Annotated in this window: 15 protein-coding genes; 10 read left to right on the top strand and 5 right to left on the bottom strand. The window is 41.1% G+C overall.

The window, feature by feature from the left end; genetic code table 11:
* Positions 1-11: 11 nt before the first annotated feature.
* The gene (locus HMPREF2728_RS00660; RefSeq protein WP_075226766.1) at positions 12-2,096 is read right to left on the bottom strand and encodes a GH92 family glycosyl hydrolase; all 2,085 of its coding nucleotides are present in this window, start codon (positions 2,094-2,096) and stop codon (positions 12-14) included.
* 172 nt (positions 2,097-2,268) lie between these two features.
* On the opposite strand from HMPREF2728_RS00660, the gene HMPREF2728_RS00655 reads away from it, so the two are divergent.
* The 10 genes from HMPREF2728_RS00655 to HMPREF2728_RS00610 all read left to right on the top strand — a co-directional run bounded on the left by HMPREF2728_RS00655 (position 2,269) and on the right by HMPREF2728_RS00610 (position 15,818).
* The gene (locus HMPREF2728_RS00655) at positions 2,269-3,549 is read left to right on the top strand and encodes a glycoside hydrolase family 125 protein (protein ID WP_075226765.1); all 1,281 of its coding nucleotides are present in this window, start codon (positions 2,269-2,271) and stop codon (positions 3,547-3,549) included.
* 184 nt (positions 3,550-3,733) lie between these two features.
* Positions 3,734-6,379 carry an alpha-mannosidase gene (locus HMPREF2728_RS00650; RefSeq protein ID WP_075226764.1) on the top strand — a complete coding sequence of 882 codons (2,646 nt, stop codon included), beginning with the start codon at positions 3,734-3,736 and terminating at the stop codon, positions 6,377-6,379.
* 84 nt (positions 6,380-6,463) lie between these two features.
* Positions 6,464-7,333, top strand: coding sequence for an ROK family protein (locus tag HMPREF2728_RS00645; RefSeq protein ID WP_075226763.1), 870 nt, complete (start codon positions 6,464-6,466; stop codon positions 7,331-7,333).
* The gene (locus HMPREF2728_RS00640) at positions 7,327-9,207 is read left to right on the top strand and encodes a beta-N-acetylhexosaminidase (protein WP_075226762.1); all 1,881 of its coding nucleotides are present in this window, start codon (positions 7,327-7,329) and stop codon (positions 9,205-9,207) included. Before HMPREF2728_RS00645 ends, HMPREF2728_RS00640 begins: the two co-directional genes overlap by 7 nt.
* A gap of 203 nt (positions 9,208-9,410) precedes the next feature.
* Entirely contained in the window at positions 9,411-10,340 is a 930-nt protein-coding gene (locus HMPREF2728_RS00635) for an ABC transporter permease (RefSeq protein WP_049530327.1), read from the top strand.
* Between the two features lie 13 nt (positions 10,341-10,353).
* On the top strand, positions 10,354-11,274 hold the full coding sequence (locus HMPREF2728_RS00630; RefSeq protein ID WP_075226761.1) for a carbohydrate ABC transporter permease: 921 nt from the start codon (positions 10,354-10,356) through the stop codon (positions 11,272-11,274).
* A gap of 109 nt (positions 11,275-11,383) precedes the next feature.
* On the top strand, positions 11,384-12,871 hold the full coding sequence (locus HMPREF2728_RS00625; protein WP_075226760.1) for an ABC transporter substrate-binding protein: 1,488 nt from the start codon (positions 11,384-11,386) through the stop codon (positions 12,869-12,871).
* A gap of 157 nt (positions 12,872-13,028) precedes the next feature.
* Positions 13,029-13,718, top strand: a complete 690-nt coding sequence (locus HMPREF2728_RS00620) for a CPBP family intramembrane glutamic endopeptidase (RefSeq protein ID WP_075226759.1) — start codon at positions 13,029-13,031, stop codon at positions 13,716-13,718.
* A gap of 131 nt (positions 13,719-13,849) precedes the next feature.
* Positions 13,850-14,836, top strand: a complete 987-nt coding sequence (locus tag HMPREF2728_RS00615; protein ID WP_045762442.1) for an oxygen-dependent tRNA uridine(34) hydroxylase TrhO — start codon at positions 13,850-13,852, stop codon at positions 14,834-14,836.
* 124 nt (positions 14,837-14,960) lie between these two features.
* Entirely contained in the window at positions 14,961-15,818 is an 858-nt protein-coding gene (locus HMPREF2728_RS00610; protein ID WP_075226758.1) for a DUF4299 family protein, read from the top strand.
* Positions 15,819-15,975: 157 nt separating this feature from the next.
* On the opposite strand, the gene HMPREF2728_RS00605 is transcribed toward HMPREF2728_RS00610, so the two are convergent.
* From HMPREF2728_RS00605 to HMPREF2728_RS00590, 4 genes are all read right to left on the bottom strand, one after another.
* Positions 15,976-16,932, bottom strand: a complete 957-nt coding sequence (locus HMPREF2728_RS00605; RefSeq protein ID WP_075226757.1) for a DUF6574 domain-containing protein — start codon at positions 16,930-16,932, stop codon at positions 15,976-15,978.
* An 87-nt stretch (positions 16,933-17,019) separates the two neighbouring features.
* A complete protein-coding gene (locus HMPREF2728_RS00600; protein WP_186822178.1) occupies positions 17,020-17,928 on the bottom strand; it encodes a DUF4097 family beta strand repeat-containing protein in 909 nt (302 codons plus the stop codon).
* Positions 17,921-18,514 carry a DUF1700 domain-containing protein gene (locus tag HMPREF2728_RS00595; RefSeq protein ID WP_000198672.1) on the bottom strand — a complete coding sequence of 198 codons (594 nt, stop codon included), beginning with the start codon at positions 18,512-18,514 and terminating at the stop codon, positions 17,921-17,923. Before HMPREF2728_RS00595 ends, HMPREF2728_RS00600 begins: the two co-directional genes overlap by 8 nt.
* Positions 18,501-18,827, bottom strand: coding sequence for a PadR family transcriptional regulator (locus HMPREF2728_RS00590; RefSeq protein WP_000273853.1), 327 nt, complete (start codon positions 18,825-18,827; stop codon positions 18,501-18,503). Before HMPREF2728_RS00590 ends, HMPREF2728_RS00595 begins: the two co-directional genes overlap by 14 nt.
* Between the last annotated feature and the right edge of the window lie 91 nt (positions 18,828-18,918).

Here is an 18,918-nt window from a genome sequence, read left to right as displayed (position 1 = left end):
GATTTGATCGATTAGCGATTTGGTAACCAGCTGAGGGTAAAGTCGAGAGATTGAGCATCAAGCAAATCTTGGTGACTAATACTCTGAACTTCTTTTCCGTCAAGATGACAGTCTTGTACAAAGTGGAAGTGTTCATGATTTTGTTGCGTACGAATATCAAGCCATTTCTTTTCTTGAGCTAGATTGACACGAAGGTGGTCAAAGAGTGGAATCCCAAGGTCATAGCTTGCTTTCCCTGGGCAGGTCGGGTAAAGTCCAAGGGCAGACCAGACATACCAGGCAGATAGACTACCGTTATCCTCATCGCCTGGATAAGCATCCCAACCAGCTCGAAAGGCTTTTTGACGGAGAGTCTTGATTAGGAGACTGGTATATTGGGGGTAATTACTATAACGGAAAAGATAAGGGATGTGAAAGCTTGGTTGGTTTGAAATGGCTAGTTGACCAAATGGTGCTGTTGCCATTTCGCTCATCTCGTGAATTTCATATCCATAGCCTGTCGTTTCAAAGAGAGGGAGACTTTGACAAGCTTTTAAAAGATAGTTACTAAAGGCTTCTTTTCCACCCATTAGTTGGCTAAGTCCAGAAATGTCATGTAAGACACCTAGACTGGCTTGAATAGCTGAACATTCGGCGTAATCTCGTCCCCAACTATAGGGAGAAAAGTCAGGACGGAAGTTGCCATCTACATCACGCGCCCTCATGTAACCCGTCTCAGAGTCAAATAGATTCTGATAGTTTTTAGAATATTGAGCATAGGCTTGAGCTAGCTCTTCTTGACCTAATTTTGCTGCGCAGGTAGAGATGCAAAAATCACTGTAAGCATAGTCCAGTGTATGACTGACACTTTCATGGAAGTCCGTGGATAGGTATCCTAGCTTTTGGTATTGGGCCAGGCCGTGTCGTCCGTTGATAGCTTTTGGGTCTGCCTTGGTCGCAGTTTTGATCATGGCTTTGAGAAATTCTTCCTCAAACTCAGGTGCCATATCCTTGCAGGCACTATCTGCAAGAAGGCCATCAATCAAAGTCCCAGGCATCATTCCTCTTTCGTCAGGAGCCAGCCACTTAGGGAGATATCCAGTATCTCGATAGCTATTGAGGAAGCCTTCAAGAAACTGACGATAGTGCTCTGGAATAATCAAGGCAAAGAGTGGGAATGAAGTGCGGAAGGTATCCCAGAAACCATTGTTGGTATAGAGTAGGCCAGGTTTGATCGTTCCTGAAGCAAGGTCAATATGAATATTCTCGCCTTGCTCATTTACCTCATAGAAGGTTTGCGGGAAGAGAAAGAGTCTGTATAGACAATGATCAAAAAATGTTCGGTCTACAGAGCCGGTTTCCACGACATCAAAACGACCTAGAAGGTCTTCCCAACTTGCTTTAGCCTCTGACTTCGTTTCTTCAAAGTCTTTTCTAGGCAGATTAAAGAGGGCCTGTTCTTTAGAAATAAAAGAAGTAGCTAGTTGAACTTGAGCTTCCGCTCCAGCCAAATCAATACGCCAGTCTTGCCCCTCTTGATTGATAGCTAGAATATCCTTAGAGAATGCGAGTGCAGTGAACATGACGAGAGGACTTTTATTTGTTTCTGTCAATCCGCTTTGTTTAAGGCTAATAGTACGTTCATTCACTTGCTCGACTGCTAAAACATCTGCCGCATGCACGTAGAGTGAGAGGTTCTTTCCCTGTACTTGTCTTATTTGGAGAGAAGCCCCGTAGCAAGTAGGACTTAGCTGCGTTTCAATCTGATAACGCTCAGAAAAAATCTTTAGAAAATGAGGATTAAAAATAGCACGTTCAAGACTATAAGAAGATTGACGATGAAAGAGAGTGTTACCCTTGATTTTTCCTGTAACTGGAGTCAGTAAGAGCCAGGAGTAATCACCAATCCAAGGACTAGGCTGGTGGGTTAGTCGAATACCCTGAAAGATAGGAAGGTGAGGATCAAAAAACCATGATCCTTCTTGATCACTGGTTTTGGGGACAAAGTAATTCATGCCAAAAGGAACACCTGTGTAGGGTAGGGTGTTTCCTTGTGAAAAGGCGTGCTTGCTAGCTGTGCCAAAGCGGGTATCAATGGTTTCAAGTATCGGTTTCATAGTGGTTTCCTTCAGTAGTTTTCTACATTATATCAGAAAAAGGATACTTTTAGAAAATGACTTCAAAATATAACAATTTTGTAGAATAATGACTAACATTTGTGTATATATTTTCTGGACTAAAAGCTATATACTGAAAATGAAAATTTGTTTGAAAGAGGCAAAATAGTTTATGGTATATTCAAAAGAAATTGTCAGAGAGTGGTTAGATGAGGTAGCAGAGCGTGCTAAAGATCATCCTGAATGGGTGGATGTCTTTGAACGTTGCTACACAGACACTTTAGACAATACAGTTGAGATCTTAGAAGACGGCTCAACTTTTGTACTGACTGGAGATATCCCAGCTATGTGGCTTCGTGACTCAACTGCTCAGCTAAGACCTTACCTCCATGTGGCTAAAAGAGATCCTCGTTTGCGTCAGACCATTGCTGGTTTGGTTAAACGTCAGATGACTTTGATTCTCAAAGATCCCTATGCCAACTCTTTCAATATTGAGGAGAACTGGAAAGGCCACCATGAGACAGACCATACAGACTTGAATGGCTGGATTTGGGAGCGCAAGTATGAAGTGGATTCGCTTTGTTATCCATTGCAGTTGGCTTATCTCCTTTGGAAGGAAACTGGTGAGACTAGCCAGTTTGATGAGACTTTTGTTACAGCGACCAAGGAGATTCTCCATCTCTGGACGGTGGAACAAGACCACAAGAACTCACCATATCGCTTTGTTCGCGATACCGATCGTAAGGAAGATACCTTGGTAAATGACGGCTTTGGTCCTGACTTTGCCGTGACAGGAATGACCTGGTCAGCCTTCCGTCCAAGCGATGACTGCTGTCAGTATAGCTACTTGATTCCATCAAATATGTTTGCAGTGGTTGTTTTGGGATATGTCCAAGAAATCTTTGCAGAATTGAATCTAGCCGATAGTGAAAGCATCATTGTTGATGCTAAACGCCTGCAGACTGAGATTCAAGAAGGGATCGAAAATTATGCCTACACCACCAACAGTAAGGGTGAAAAGATTTATGCCTTTGAAGTGGATGGTCTAGGAAATGCTAGCATCATGGACGATCCTAACGTACCAAGTTTGTTAGCAACTCCATATCTTGGTTACTGCGATGTGAATGATGAAGTCTATCAAGCAACTCGTCGCACCATTCTCAGCCCTGAAAATCCCTACTTCTACCAAGGAGAATACGCTAGCGGTCTCGGAAGTTCTCATACCTTCTATCGTTATATCTGGCCAATTGCCCTATCTATCCAAGGCTTGACAGCTACAGATAAAGCTGAGAAAAAATTCTTGCTAGATCAGCTCGTCGCTTGTGATGGTGGAACAGGTGTTATGCACGAAAGCTTCCACGTCGATGATCCGACTCTCTACTCTCGTGAATGGTTCTCATGGGCCAACATGATGTTCTGTGAGTTGGTCTTGGATTACTTGGATATTCGCTAATACTCTTCGAAAATCAAATTCAAACCACGTCAGCTTCGCCTTGCCGTACTCGAGTACAGCCTTTGGCTTTTCCTAGTTTGCTCTTTGATTTTCATTGAGTATAAGGAGCACGTTTTCGCTCAACTGATTCTAGGGAAGAATCACAAATATATTTTAAAATTTAAGTTAGAATGAGGTTTTACTCATGGAAAATGTTGTTGTACATATCATCTCTCACAGTCACTGGGATCGTGAGTGGTATCTACCTTTTGAAAGTCACCGTATGCAATTGGTGGAACTTTTTGACAATCTTTTTGATCTTTTTGAAAATGACCCTGAGTTCAAGAGTTTCCACTTGGATGGACAAACCATTGTCCTTGATGACTATTTAGAAATTCGCCCTGAAAACCGTGACAAGGTGCAGCGTTATATCGACGAAGGCAAACTGAAGATTGGGCCTTTCTATATCTTGCAGGATGATTACTTGATTTCAAGTGAAGCCAATGTCCGCAATACCTTGATTGGGCAAGCTGAATGTGCCAAATGGGGCAAATCTACGCAGATTGGCTACTTCCCGGATACCTTTGGAAATATGGGGCAGGCTCCTCAAATCCTTCAAAAATCAGGTATTCACGTAGCAGCCTTTGGTCGTGGTGTCAAGCCAATCGGATTTGACAATCAAGTCCTTGAAGATGAACAGTTTACCTCTCAATTTTCTGAGATGTACTGGCAGGGGGCTGATGGTAGCCGTGTCCTCGGCATTCTTTTTGCTAACTGGTATAGTAATGGGAACGAAATTCCAGTGGATAAAGACGAAGCCTTGACTTTCTGGAAGCAAAAATTAGCAGACGTCCGTGACTATGCATCGACCAACCAATGGTTGATGATGAACGGTTGTGACCACCAGCCTGTACAGAGAAATATTAGCGAAGCGATTCGTGTAGCCAACGAACTCTTCCCTGACGTGACCTTTATTCATAGCTCATTTGACGAATATGTCCAAGCAGTGGAAAGTGCACTTCCTGAACAATTATCAACGGTCACAGGTGAGTTGACCAGCCAGGAAACGGATGGTTGGTATACTCTTGCTAACACCTCTTCTTCACGTATTTACCTCAAACAAGCCTTCCAAGAAAATAGCAACTTGTTAGAGCAGGTCGTGGAACCATTAACCATTATCACTGGTGGACATAACCACAAGGATCAATTGACCTATGCTTGGAAAGTACTTCTGCAAAATGCACCGCACGATAGTATCTGTGGCTGTAGTATTGACGAAGTTCACCGTGAAATGGAAACTCGTTTTGCAAAGGTTAATCAAGTCGGGAATTTTGTTAAGACTAATCTTCTTAACGAATGGAAGGATAAATTAGCTACTCAAAATGCGCAAAGCGACCACCTCTTTACCGTTGTCAACACAGCTTTACATGACAAGGTTGATACAGTTAGTGTTGTAGTGGATGTTGTGACTTGTGATTTTAAAGAATTGCATCCGACTGAAGGTTACAAGAAGATGGCAGCCGTGACCTTGCCAGATTACCATGTTGAAGATTTGGATGGTCATATCCTTGAAGCAAAGATTGAAGACTTGGGAGCAAGTTTTGGCTATACTTTGCCTAAGGATAAATTCCGCCAACCCTATATTGCACGCCAAGTGCGCGTGACAATCCCAGTCCACCTTGCACCGCTTTCTTGGGCAAGCTTCCAATTGGTCGAAGGTCAAGTAGAATATAGAGATGGTATTTATCAAAATGGAGTCATTGATACACCATTCGTAACAGTGAGTGTAGATGAAGGAATCACAGTCTATGACAAGACTACAAACGAAGCTTACGAAGATTTCATCCAATTCGAGGACCGTGGAGATATTGGTAACGAGTACATTTACTTTCAGCCGAAAGGAACTGAGCCAATTTATGCTCAACTGAAAGGTTATGAAGTCTTAGAAAACAATGCTCGCTATGCCAAAATCTTGCTCAAACATGACTTGACTATTCCAGTTAGCGCAGATGAAAAATTGGATGCAGAACAAAGAGGTATCATCGAGTTCATGAAACGAGATGCAGGTCGTTCAGAAGAGTTGACAACCATTCCTCTTGAAACAGAAATGACTGTCTTTGTGGACAATCCACAGATTCGCTTTAAAACTCGCTTTACTAATACAGCCAAGGATCACCGCATCCGTCTCTTGGTGAAAACTCATAACACTCGTCCAAGCAATGATTCTGAAAGCATCTATGAAGTTGTGACAAGACCAAATAAACCAGCAGCTTCTTGGGAAAATCCTGAAAATCCACAACACCAACAAGCCTTTGTCAGCTTGTATGATGATGTTAAAGGAGTGACAGTATCCAATAAAGGATTGCACGAGTATGAAATTCTTGGAGATGACACCATGGCTGTAACCCTTCTTCGTGCTTCAGGCGAACTCGGTGACTGGGGCTATTTCCCAACGCCGGAAGCTCAGTGCTTGCGAGCTATCGAAGTTGAATTTGCAGTAGAATGTCACCAAGCAGGGGAACGCTTCTCAGCTTTCCGTCGTGCCAAAGCCTTCCAGGTGCCATTTACAGCTCTTCAAGTTGCAAAACAAGAGGGTAGCGTTGCAGCAACGGGTAGCCTCTTTAACCATCCGGCACTGAACTTGCCACAAGTCTGCCCAACAGCCTTTAAGGTGGCTGAGAATGAAGAAGGTTATGTCCTTCGTTACTACAACATGAGTCAAGAAAATATCCGTGTGTCTGAAAAACAACAAACTATTCTTGACTTGTTGGAACGCCCATACCCAGTCCATTCAGGACTATTGGTACCACAAGAAATTCGTACAGAATTCATTCAAAAAGAAGAAATTTAATTTCAAAAAGAAAACATAAACAGAAAGGAGGAGCGAAAAAGTAAGAACCAACTACTGACTCGCTCCTTTTTACAGGTGAAAGCAATGACCATTGCAACGATTGATATCGGAGGGACTGGCATTAAGTTTGCTAGTCTAACTCCTGATGGAAAGATTTTAGATAAGACCAGCACTCCAACCCCAGAAACTCTAGAAGATTTGTTGGCTTGGTTGGACCAACGCTTGTCAGAACAGGACTATCGTGGGATTGCTATGAGTGTTCCAGGGGCGGTCAATCAAGAAACAGGAGTGATTGAGGGGATTAGTGCCATTCCTTATATCCATGGTTTTTCATGGTATGAGACCCTTGCTCATCACCAACTACCTGTCCATCTAGAAAATGATGCCAACTGTGTTGGACTCAGTGAACTGCTGGCTCATCCTGAGATTGAAAATGCAGCCTGTGTTGTCATTGGCACAGGGATTGGTGGGGCCATGATTATCAATGGAAAGCTTCACCGAGGTCGTCATGGCTTGGGCGGTGAGTTTGGCTACATGACAACTATCGAACCAGCAGAAAAACTCAATAACTGGTCACAACTAGCTTCTACAGGAAACATGGTTCGTTATGTGATTGAAAAGTCTGGTCAGTCTGATTGGGATGGCCGAAAGGTTTACCAAGAGGCTGCAGCAGGCAATGCCCTTTGCCAAGAAGCCATTGAGCGTATGAATCGTAATCTAGCTCAAGGATTACTCAATATCCAGTATCTAATCGACCCAGATGTCATTAGCCTAGGTGGCTCTATCAGTCAGAACCCAGATTTTATTCAAGGCGTCAAGAAGGCTGTAGATGACTTTGTCGATACCTACGAAGAATACACGGTCGCACCCGTCATCCAAGCTTGCACCTATCAGGCAGATGCCAATCTCTACGGTGCCCTTGTCAACTGGTTACAGGAGGAAAACCAATGGTAAGTTTTATCGGACTTAGTCCCAAACAAGCCCAAGCTGTTGAAGCATTAAAAAATCACATTTCTCTATCAGATGTAGAGGTGGCAGTCGCTCAGTCTGATCAAACTTCCATCTCTATCAAGGGAGAGGGTGGTCACTATCAATTGACCTACCGTAAACCTCATCAACTCTACCGTGCTTTATCTGTGCTAGCAACAGCTTTAGCAGAAGGCGACAAGGTCGAGATTGAAGAACAGGCAGCATACGAAGATTTAGCCTATATGGCTGACTGTTCGCGTAATGCAGTACTCAATGTCGCATCAGCCAAACAGATGATTGAAGTCTTGGCTCTCATGGGTTATTCAACCTTTGAGCTCTATATGGAAGACACCTATCAGATTGAAGGACAACCCTATTTTGGCTATTTCCGTGGAGCATACTCAGCTGAAGAATTACAGGAAATCGAAGCCTATGCCCAGCAGTTTGACATGACTTTTGTACCTTGCATTCAGACCTTGGCCCACTTGTCAGCCTTTGTCAAATGGGGCGTCAAAGAAGTCCAACAACTCCGTGATGTAGAGGACATTCTCCTCATCGGTGAAGAAAAGGTTTATGATTTGATTGACGGCATGTTTGCTACTTTGTCTAAACTACAAACACGCAAGGTCAATATCGGCATGGACGAAGCCCACTTGGTTGGTTTGGGACGCTACCTCATCTTAAACGGTGTTGTGGACCGTAGCCTCCTCATGTGTCAACATTTGGAGCGCGTGCTGGATATTGCAGATAAGTATGGTTTCCACTGCCAGATGTGGAGCGATATGTTCTTCAAACTCATGTCAGCAGATGGTCAGTACGATCGTGATGTCGAAATTCCAGAAGAAACTCGTGTTTATCTTGACCGTCTCAAAGATCGTGTGACCTTGGTTTACTGGGATTATTATCAGGATAGCGAGGAAAAATACAACCGGAATTTCCGCAATCACCACAAGATTAGCCATGACCTTGCCTTTGCAGGTGGTGCTTGGAAGTGGATTGGTTTCACACCACACAACCATTTCAGTCGTCTCATCGCTATCGAAGCAAACAAAGCCTGCCGTGCCAATCAGATCAAAGAAGTCATTGTGACTGGATGGGGAGACAATGGTGGTGAAACAGCCCAATTCTCTATCTTACCAAGTTTGCAAATTTGGGCAGAACTCAGCTACCGAAATGATTTAGAGCATTTGTCAGCTCACTTCAAAACTAATACAGGTCTATCCGTTGAGGACTTCATGCAACTTGATCTTGCCAATCTCTTGCCAGACCTACCAGATAATCTCAGTGGCATCAATCCCAACCGCTATGTCTTTTACCAGGATATTCTTTGCCCAATTCTTGATAAGCACATGACACCTGAACAAGACAAACCGCACTTTGCCCAGGCAGCTGTGACTCTTGCTGCTATCAAAGAAAAAGCAGATACCTACGCTTATCTTTTCGAAACTCAGGCCCAGTTGAATGCTATTTTAAGCAGTAAAGTGGATGTGGGACGACGCATTCGTGAGGCTTATCAAGCGGATGACAAAGACAGCTTGCAACAAATCGCTAGAGAAGAACTGCCAAAACTCAGAAGTGAGATTGAAAACTTCCACAAGCTCTTTAGCCAGCAATGGTTGAAAGAAAACAAGGTCTTTGGTTTGGATACAGTAGATATCCGTATGGGTGGACTCTTGCAGCGGATCAAGCGAGCAGAAAGTCGCATTGAAAACTACCTAGCAGGCGAAATCTCTCGTATTGACGAACTAGAAGTAGAGATTCTTCCATTTACTGACTTCTACGCAGACAAGGACTTCGCAGCAACAATAGCTAACCAGTGGCATACCATTGCGACAGCTTCAACTATTTATACAACCTAGAAAAATTCTATTCAGAAAGAAAGTTTCTCGTGAAACCTATTCTTATATAAAAAAGTTCTCCACATAAAATAATTTGTGGAGTTTTTTCTATAATTAGTAGTTTAAACTATCCTTAAAATAAGAGTATACTATTTTTGTAAACGTTATCAAATCTAAAAATTGTGAGATTATCAAGTTTTAGAAAAATAAAAAGGGAGGAAATTATGAACAAGTTTTCAAAAACTTTGAGAGATAATTGGATTTTTCTCTTAATGGTTTTACCAGGGACATTATGGTTGATTTTATTCTTCTACATCCCAGTATTTGGAAATGTGGTTGCCTTCAAAGACTACCATATGACTGGTGAAGGATTCGTTCACAGTATTATAAATAGTAAATGGGTCGGACTAGATAACTTTAAATTCTTGTTTAGTTCCAAAGATGCCTTTGTCATCACTCGAAACACTGTCCTTTACAACCTTGGATTTATCTTTATTGGTTTGATCGTGTCAGTTGGTATCGCTATTATCCTTAGTGAACTTCGCTCTAAGCAAATGGTTAAAATCTACCAAACATCTATGTTATTCCCTTACTTCCTATCTTGGGTTATCATCAGTTTCTTTACAGATGCTTTCCTAAATATCGATAAAGGGCTTATTAACCACACCTTAGAAGCTCTTGGCATGAAGGGAATTAACTTCTACGCTGACATCAGTATCTGGCCTTATCTTCTCCTCTTCCTAGGAATTTGGAAAGGCTTTGGATACAGTAGTGTTATGTACTATGCAACAATCATGGGTATTGATCCAACCTACTACGAAGCAGCAACAGTGGACGGTGCTAGCAAATGGCAACGTATCCGCAACGTAACCATCCCTCAGTTAACACCACTTGTGACAGTATTGACCATCCTTGCAGTCGGAAACATCTTCCGTGCAGACTTCGGTCTCTTCTACCAAATCCCTCACAATGCTGGTCAGCTCTATAGCGTAACAAACGTATTGGACGTCTACGTCTTTAACGGTTTGACTCAGACAGCAGATATCGGTATGGCATCAGCAGCCGGTCTCTATCAGTCAGTCGTCGGTTTGATTCTGGTTATTCTATCAAACTTACTTGCAAGACGTGTTGATCCTAACTCAGCACTATTCTAGAAAGGAGGAGCATATGGCAAAAAAAATTCAAAAAGAAAAAATTGATAATGTTGGCATACACTCCTTCAGCAAGAAAGCAGATATCTTCTTTAGTATCATTTCTGGTTTGCTGGCCTTCTCTTGTATCTTGCCTTTCATCTTTGTCATCATTATCTCAGTTACAGATGAGAAGAGTATCATTCAACATGGATATAGCTTCTTCCCATCACAGTTTGGATTAGATGGTTTTGAGTTTTTGGCTCAGTTCAAAGATAAGATTTTACAAGCACTCTTTATCTCAGTGTTTGTGACAGTTGTCGGTACATTGACAAACGTCTTTATCACGACAACTTATGCCTATGCCATCTCGCGTTCAACATTTAAGTATCGTAAATTCTTTACAATCTTCGCTCTTCTTAGTATGTTGTTCAACGCTGGTTTGGTACCAGGCTATATCGTAGTGACTCAATTGCTTCACCTTGGTGATACCATTTGGGCCTTGATTGTTCCAATGCTTCTATCACCATTCAACATCATGTTGATGCGTTCTTTCTTCAAGAAAACCATCCCGGAAGCAATCCTCGAATCAGCTCGTATCGATGGAGCTAGTGAAGCTCGTATCTTCTTCCAAATCTGTTTGCCACTGTCATTACCAGGTATCGCAACGATCACACTATTGACAGCGCTTGGCTTCTGGAATGACTGGTTTAACGCCCTTCTTTACATCAAGAGTGATAACTTGTATCCGTTGCAATATTTGCTTATGCAAATTCAAAACAACATGGATTACATTGCTAAGTCAGTTGGTATGTCAGGACAGCTTGCAGTTGCCCTACCAAAAGAAACAGGTCGTATGGCCATGGTTGTTGTTGCGACTGTTCCGATTGCGATCCTCTACCCATTCTTCCAACGCTACTTTGTAAAAGGTTTGACCATCGGTGGTGTTAAAGAGTAAGGATATTTAAGAAACAATGTTTCTTTTCTAACTCTGATTTTTCTGACAAAGGAAAATCAAGAATCTAATTTTGTTAATAACTTTAAAAATAAAAAAAGGAGTTTTTATAATGAAAAACTGGAAAAAATATGCTTTTGCATCTGCTAGCCTTGTCGCTTTAGCTGCTAGCCTTGCAGCTTGTGGAAACCTTAAAGGAAACAACCAAAAAGCTGCTGAATCATCATCATCAGGTGATACAACTGTTATCAAAATGTACCAAATCGGTGACAAACCAGATAACTTGGATGAATTGCTAGAAAATGCAAACAAAATCATCGGAGAAAAAGTTGGCGCTAAATTGGATATCCAATACCTTGGTTGGGGTGACTACAGCAAGAAAATGTCAGTTATCACTTCATCAGGTGAAAACTATGATATCGCCTTTGCAGATAACTATGTCGTAAACGCTCAAAAAGGTGCTTATGCTGACTTGACAGAATTGTACAAGAAAGAAGGAGCTGACCTTTACAAAGCACTTGACCCAGCTTACATCAAAGGTAACACTGTAAACGGTAAGATCTATTCTGTTCCAGTTGCAGCCAACGTTGCATCTTCACAAAACTTTGCTTTCAACGGCCCACTTCTTGAAAAATATGGAATCGATATCTCAGGTGTAACTTCATACGAAACACTTGAACCAGTATTGAAACAAATCAAAGAAAAAGCTCCAGATGTAATGCCATTTGCTGTTGGTAAAAACTTTATTCCATCAGAAAACTTTGACTACCCAGTTGCAAACGGACTTCCATTCGTCATCGATCTTGAAGGCGACACTACTAAGATCGTAAACCGTTACGAAGTTCCTCGTTTCGTAGAACACTTGAAGACTCTTCACAAATTCTATGAAGCAGGATACATTCCAAAAGACGTAGCAACAAGCGAAACTTCATATGACCTTACTCAAGATACTTGGTTTGCTCGCGAAGAAACAGTAGGACCAGCTGACTACGGTAGCAGCTTGCTTTCTCGTGTTGCTAACAGAGACATCCAAATCAAACCATTTACTAACTTCATCAAGAAAAACCAAACAACTCAAGTTGCAAACTTTGTAATCTCAAACAACTCTAAGAACAAAGAAAAAGCAATGGAAGTATTGAACCTCTTGAACACTAACCCAGAACTCTTGAACGGACTTGTTTATGGACCAGAAGGCAAGAACTGGGAAAAAGTTGCAGGTAAAGAAAACCGTGTTAAAGTCCTTGACGGATACAAAGGAAACACTCACATGTCAGGATGGAACACTGGTAACAACTGGATCCTTTACATCAACGAAAACGTTACAGATGAGCAAATTGCACAATCTAAGAAAGACTTGGAAACTGCAAAAGAATCTCCAGCGCTTGGATTCATCTTTAACACTGACAACGTGAAATCTGAAATCTCAGCTATCACTAACACTATGCAACAATTCGATACAGCTATCAACACTGGTACTGTAGACCCAGAAAAAGCTATTCCAGAATTGATGGAAAAACTTAAATCTGAAGGTGCTTACCAAAAAGTATTAGATGAAATGCAAAAACAATACGACGAATTCTTGAAAAACAAAAAATCTTAAGATAGATTGATTTCGTGTATTCATTCCTAAAAAGAGCAATCACTGCCTTGTCTGGTTTTTCCAGACGAGGTGGTGATTCTTTTTAAAGTATTTGCATATAATTATCTGTGTTTAAAATCAGATATTTACTCTTACATATAACGTTGGACACAGACACATGAAAAAATACCATCTACTCTTTAAAATCAGTGCTATCTTATCCTACTTATTTTTCGTATATGGACTCTCTCAGCTAACACTTGTGGTCCAAAATTACTGGCAATTTTCTTCTCAGATTGGGAATTTTTTCTGGATTAAAAATCTTATCAGTCTTGTCTTTATTGGCCTCATGATATGGATTTTAGTCAAGACAGGACATGGCTACCTTTTTGTTATTCCAAAGAAAAAATGGCTATGGTACACAGTTTTGACAGTTCTGGTAACTGTGCTTTACATATCTTTTAATTTCCAAACGGCAAGATATGTACAGTCAACCTCTGAAGGCTGGGCTATACTAATCGGCTATAGTGGGACAAATTTTGCCGAGTTGGGTCTCTACCTAACCTTATTTTTCCTAGGTCCTCTGATGGAAGAGTTGATTTATAGGGGTTTGTTCCAACACGCCTTCTTTAAAGATTCGAAGCTTGGACTTGACCTGATTCTTCCTTCGGTTTTGTTTGCTCTTCCTCACTTTTCTAGCTTTCCAAATTTCTTAGATATTCTTGTTTTTTCGACATTTGGAGTATGTTGTGCTGGATTAACTCGTTATACCAAGAGTATCTATCCTAGCTATGCAGTCCATGTTATGAATAATATCGTAGCGACCTTACCATTTTTGTTAACTTTTCTTCATCGAATATTTAGCTGAAACAAGATCTGAAAATGGTCTTGTTTTCAATTTTCAGTCAAATAAATTGCATTCGCTTTCTTGGGAGAGTATACTGGTATAGTTGAATGAAAAATTCTGATAATTTAATCTTAGAAAAGAGAATCAATCTTATGTCAAAAGATATTCGAGTTTTACTTTACTATAAATATGTTCCAATCGAAAACGCGGAACAATTTGCTGCAGACCACTTGGCTTTCTGTAAGTCAATCGGCCTCAAAGGTCGTATCCTAGTCGCTGACGAAGGGATTAACGGAACCGTTTCTGGTGACTATGAGACTACTCAAAAATATATGGACTATGTTCACAGCCTTCCAGGTATGGAAGACCTCTGGTTCAAGATTGACGAAGAAAGTGAGCAAGCCTTCAAGAAGATGTTTGTTCGCTACAAGAAAGAGATTGTCCACCTTGGCTTAGAGGATGATAACTTTGACAACGACATCGACCCACTTGAAACAACAGGTGCTTACTTATCTCCAAAAGAATTCAAAGAAGCTCTTCTAGACGAAGATACAGTTGTCCTTGATACTCGTAATGACTATGAGTACGACCTTGGACACTTCCGTGGGGCTATCCGTCCAGATATCCGAAACTTCCGCGAGTTGCCACAGTGGGTCCGTGATAACAAAGAAAAATTCATGGACAAGCGTGTCGTTGTTTACTGTACAGGTGGGGTTCGCTGTGAGAAATTCTCTGGTTGGATGGTTCGTGAAGGCTACAAAGATGTTGGCCAATTGCATGGAGGAATCGCCACTTACGGAAAAGACCCAGAAGTTCAAGGTGAACTTTGGGATGGGAAAATGTACGTATTTGACGAACGTATCGCAGTCGATGTCAACCATGTCAATCCAACCATTGTTGGAAAAGATTGGTTTGATGGAACACCATGCGAACGTTATGTTAACTGTGGAAATCCATTCTGTAACCGTCGTATCTTGGCATCAGAAGACAACGAAGATAAATATCTCCGTGGTTGTTCGCACGAGTGCCGTGTCCACCCACGCAATCGCTATGTTTTAGAACATGAATTAACACAAGATCAAGTCATCGAGCGTTTAGCAGCGATTGGTGAGAACTTGGATCATTCTGAAGTTGTATAAAAGTAGGACAGCCCTTAGTGGCTGTTTTTTTCTATGCTTTTGACCAAAAAATCTTAAATTTGTTTCTGCATCTTTCAGGAAAATGGTGTATACTATATGTAAACGATTTCAAAGGAGACCATTTATGGTGAAAACATTTTTTATTCCAAATAAAGAAAGCATTTTAGGACAACAGGAGATTCTTACAGCTAAGTCAGTCTTGGCCCTAGTAGATGGCTTAGAGTCACATAGCTATGATGCAGTCTATCTTCGTCAACCACTTAATCACCTTGAGTATATCGAGTGTGGAATCGTAGGCAAGTCTCAATTTCTCTTTAAAGTTCGTTATGTTGATTCTCAAAAAGGCTATCAAGTGATCATTCCTGATTTGATTACACGAGCTGATTGGGAGATTGTAGAAGCTCTCTTGCAAGCCTTATCTAGCAAGGTTGGAGAAGCCGTTGAAGGTTTGTCAGACTTTGATTTGGAAGACTATTTCCAAGAAACTGTTAAAAACTATCTAGCGGATAAGGATGCTCATTTGGCCTTCTGCCAAGGAATTCTTTCAACTATTTACTTTGATAAGAAGGACTTAGAAAGCTTCTTGGAAGAAGATGGACTGGCACGTTTTGAAGCATTAGTCAAAAAGGTTCAAGGGTCTGATGCTTATCCTGCAAGTGCAAAATTCTACCCAGATAGTGAAGGTAAGATCCACGGCATCTATCACCTGGCTCAAGGGGTTAAGACAATTTTTCCGAAAGATCCTGTTGTTCCCGTGCCTTATGTTGAGCAGTTGGCTGGCAAGGAACTTATCTGGGAGATTGACTTGGTAAAAATCTCTGGAGATGGTTCAAAAGCTGAAGACTATGAAGCAGTAGCTAGACTGGATTACCAAGCCTTTTTAGAAGCTCTTCCAAAGGAACTTTGTCAGGATTTGGATGCCAACCAAGTAGAGGTAGGACCAGTTTCAGGAGAGGATTTTGAAGCCTTAGCAAATAGATAAAAAAGAAATTTGGGGTAAAAGTCCAAATATAAAGTTAAAAAGCGAACAAGATTAGTTTTCTGATTATCAGAATTCTGTCTTGTTCGCTTTTTTGTTTCTAAAATTTTATAGTAATGATCCTCTAAAGCTAATATCTTTCTATCTCGCTGCCTTTATCTTACATAAAAGCTAGGATTCGTAGATATTCAAAAACCAGAGTCATTTCTGCTAGGAAGAAGAGAAATAAGATACCACCGTTAACTAGAAATGCCAAGAGAAGGCGATAGAAGGGATCAGTTTGGCTATCTTTACTTGGTCTTGAGATGGTATAGAGGTTGGCAAGAAGTACCAGACCAATGCTAATGAGGCAGAGAAGAGCCGCAAAGCGTAGACTATTAAAGAAGGCAAAGAAACTGGCAATACCTGTGAGCAAGAGAGGAAGGGCGAAGAGTCTGCTGTACTCTTGCAAGGATTTTTCCAGTGTCCAGTCATTGTCCTGATTGACAAAACGTTTAACTACAAATCCACCCATAAGGATAGAAAAGAAGAATAAACTTGTCGCTACCAAGATGGAGAAGATAGAAAAGAGATTCAGTGAAGGGAACTGCTCGCTGACATGAGAGTTGATAGCCGCCATATGGCCGTAGTAGTTATGCTTGATATGATAAATCGCACAGAAGAAACTAAGAGCAGAAAAGATAGTCAGCAGGGCAAAGGCATTATAACTATGTTTTTTATCTGTATCAATGCTTGTTGTTGGTTCTTTAAGGGCACCTTGTAGCCAAAACCAAAGATCAGCCAGTTCTTCTTTGAATACTGTGAATAGTGCTGTTTTGGCAGATACAGAATCTGGTAAAAACGGGCTTTCCAAAGATTGACTTTTCTGAGAAGCTTCTTTAACAGGTTCTTCTGACTCGTCTATCTTTTCTGATTTTTCAGCGATCTCTTCAGTCTCTATAGTTTCCTCACTAGTTTCCTTATCTTCTGGATTGGCTTGAGGATTTTCCTCGACTACTGGCGCCTCGTCTCTTGTCTCTGAATCTTCTTCAAGGAGAACTGAGTCGGATGGGCTATCTTTTTTATCATTGTTGGCTGTTTTTTCGAAATCAGCACTTTCAAACCATTCTTGAGTCATAATAGACCTCCCTTTTTTGATTAATTTTTAAGTAGTAACTACTAGTTGTCTTTATTCATGATTTCTATAAGAAAGCAAGCGATCTTATTATGGGAAATAGATACTTTGATTAGATTTTGCGACGAGGAGATCTTGCGTATCTTTTTTTTCTGTTTTGTAAGGGTTCGCTAATGCTTCACCTTTACTACCTCCCGTAGGTATGTCATGTCTGTCTCGATGCCAACGATAGATATCACCATGTTCAGCAGAAAATTCAAGATTGATTCGATCAAGTTCCTTCTGAGATAACTCGAGTGAGATATCTTTTCTTGCCTCGAATTCCACTCGACCATGCACTTGGATATCGTCTGCCTTGATATGTTCATGATCTGCTTGGATGCGGCTATCTGTTAGACTGGTTTCAAATACATTGACAATTCCAACTGTGATTAGTTGGCTATTTTTAATCTCGCTATCAGTGATACGAAGGAGATATCCATTTGACAGAATCTTGGCATTGCTGAGTTTTGCATTAGCAATTGAAAGGATACGATGGTTTACCTGGGCAGTTAGATTTTTTAAGTCTTTTCCTCTTGGTAATGAGAGAACAACTTCATCATTGCGACTAGAAATTCCGCTTGCGATATAGAGAATACCCTCGATACTAGAACCTATAGAGCGACGTGTAGTTGACTTGGTGTCAGTTATTTCAAGACTTTTCTCTTTGATAGAGTGTTGAAGATTTTCTTTTTCAGAGATGGTTGGATGATACTGGATGTGAATCTTATCATCGCTTGACTCCGTAATGACGAGCGAATGTTCTGTTAGTGAAATGTTTAGATTTTCAATATCTTGATCAAAAACGAGTTCTTCCATTCGACTTTCAAATACTGGATTTTGAGACATTGCAAGGAGGCTTCTGACACCATCTGTTTGGATGCCGATGATCATCATGGAAAAACCAATGATACTAGTAACAACACCAAAGATAAGAAATCCTTTTGTCCATTTACGCATGTCTTTCACCTCTCTTTCCTCTATTAAGAATCCATTGGATAAGTCGAAGGACTAGTAATCCAAAGAAACGGGTCACATAGGAAGTTGCTAGCAAGACTAGGGATGAAGCTCCGATAGCTAGTAAACCTCCACCAAAAATCAGAATAAAAGCAGATGTAGATTCAGCCAGAACGTAGAAGCTTTCAAATAGGAGAACGCCTCCTAGGATTAGTCCAGCTACTGATACCGCAAAGAAGGCAATAAGTACGCTGACAGCGGCGATAAAAATGCCGATGATAGCCATGAGAAGAGCAATTCCGACAGGAATTCCGATAGGAGCTGCAAGAAGGGCTAGTAGGGCGATGCGTAAAATATGGCGGTCGTTCTTGCTGGAATTTTCTTCGTTGATTTTCTTATCAAGAAGTGTAGTCAGGACATCATGGGCAGCTTCTTTTGGACTTCCCAGGCTAGCGATAAGCTCCTCCTCACCTTCTGGTCCAGCATCATCAAAGAGTTCTTTGAAGTAGTCCATGGCTTCGATACGATCAGATTGAGGCAGCTTCATCAGATAGGCTTCAAGCTGATTCAAATATTCAGTTCTTGTCATGGCGAATGCTCCCTTCTATGATGCCGTTGATAGTGTCAGTATAGAGTGTCCATTCTTCTCGAAGGACAAAGAGTTGCTCCTCTCCGATTTCTGTCAAGGAGTAGTATTTGCGCATCCGACCTTGGTATTCGCGCGAGTATGTAGTCAGATAGCGGTTGGTATCCAGTTTTTTCAAGATGGGGTAGAGGGTGGATTCCTTTATTTTGGCAATGAGTTTAATGGTTTGGCTAATCTCATAACCATAGGAATCCCCTTGTTCTAGGATGGCCAAGATGAGAAATTCAATCAAGGCCGATGATGTTGGAAAATACATGGGGCACCTCCTTTTTTAGTATGTAAAAATTTTATATATAATTATTCTACACATACATCATACATCTATTTGTAAGCCCTGTCAAGTAATA

This window comes from Streptococcus sp. HMSC061D10, assembly GCF_001808865.1.
Lineage (GTDB): Bacteria > Bacillota > Bacilli > Lactobacillales > Streptococcaceae > Streptococcus.
The sequence above is the reverse complement of the archived record's forward strand: the minus strand, read 5'-3'. Positions and strand labels throughout refer to the sequence as shown.

Bases quoted from the DNA above. Each gene is read 5' to 3' on its own strand.
- HMPREF2728_RS00590 (WP_000273853.1), bottom strand. From the start codon at position 18,827: ATGTATTTTCCAACATCATCGGCCTTGATTGAATTTCTCATCTTGGCC.
- HMPREF2728_RS00625 (WP_075226760.1), top strand. From the start codon at position 11,384: ATGAAAAACTGGAAAAAATATGCTTTTGCATCTGCTAGCCTTGTCGCT.
- HMPREF2728_RS00620 (WP_075226759.1), top strand. From the start codon at position 13,029: ATGAAAAAATACCATCTACTCTTTAAAATCAGTGCTATCTTATCCTAC.
- HMPREF2728_RS00595 (WP_000198672.1), bottom strand. From the start codon at position 18,514: ATGACAAGAACTGAATATTTGAATCAGCTTGAAGCCTATCTGATGAAG.
- HMPREF2728_RS00655 (WP_075226765.1), top strand. From the start codon at position 2,269: ATGGTATATTCAAAAGAAATTGTCAGAGAGTGGTTAGATGAGGTAGCA.
- HMPREF2728_RS00640 (WP_075226762.1), top strand. From the start codon at position 7,327: ATGGTAAGTTTTATCGGACTTAGTCCCAAACAAGCCCAAGCTGTTGAA.
- HMPREF2728_RS00610 (WP_075226758.1), top strand. From the start codon at position 14,961: ATGGTGAAAACATTTTTTATTCCAAATAAAGAAAGCATTTTAGGACAA.
- HMPREF2728_RS00630 (WP_075226761.1), top strand. From the start codon at position 10,354: ATGGCAAAAAAAATTCAAAAAGAAAAAATTGATAATGTTGGCATACAC.
- HMPREF2728_RS00650 (WP_075226764.1), top strand. From the start codon at position 3,734: ATGGAAAATGTTGTTGTACATATCATCTCTCACAGTCACTGGGATCGT.
- HMPREF2728_RS00605 (WP_075226757.1), bottom strand. From the start codon at position 16,932: ATGACTCAAGAATGGTTTGAAAGTGCTGATTTCGAAAAAACAGCCAAC.
- HMPREF2728_RS00645 (WP_075226763.1), top strand. From the start codon at position 6,464: ATGACCATTGCAACGATTGATATCGGAGGGACTGGCATTAAGTTTGCT.
- HMPREF2728_RS00635 (WP_049530327.1), top strand. From the start codon at position 9,411: ATGAACAAGTTTTCAAAAACTTTGAGAGATAATTGGATTTTTCTCTTA.
- HMPREF2728_RS00615 (WP_045762442.1), top strand. From the start codon at position 13,850: ATGTCAAAAGATATTCGAGTTTTACTTTACTATAAATATGTTCCAATC.
- HMPREF2728_RS00660 (WP_075226766.1), bottom strand. From the start codon at position 2,096: ATGAAACCGATACTTGAAACCATTGATACCCGCTTTGGCACAGCTAGC.
- HMPREF2728_RS00600 (WP_186822178.1), bottom strand. From the start codon at position 17,928: ATGCGTAAATGGACAAAAGGATTTCTTATCTTTGGTGTTGTTACTAGT.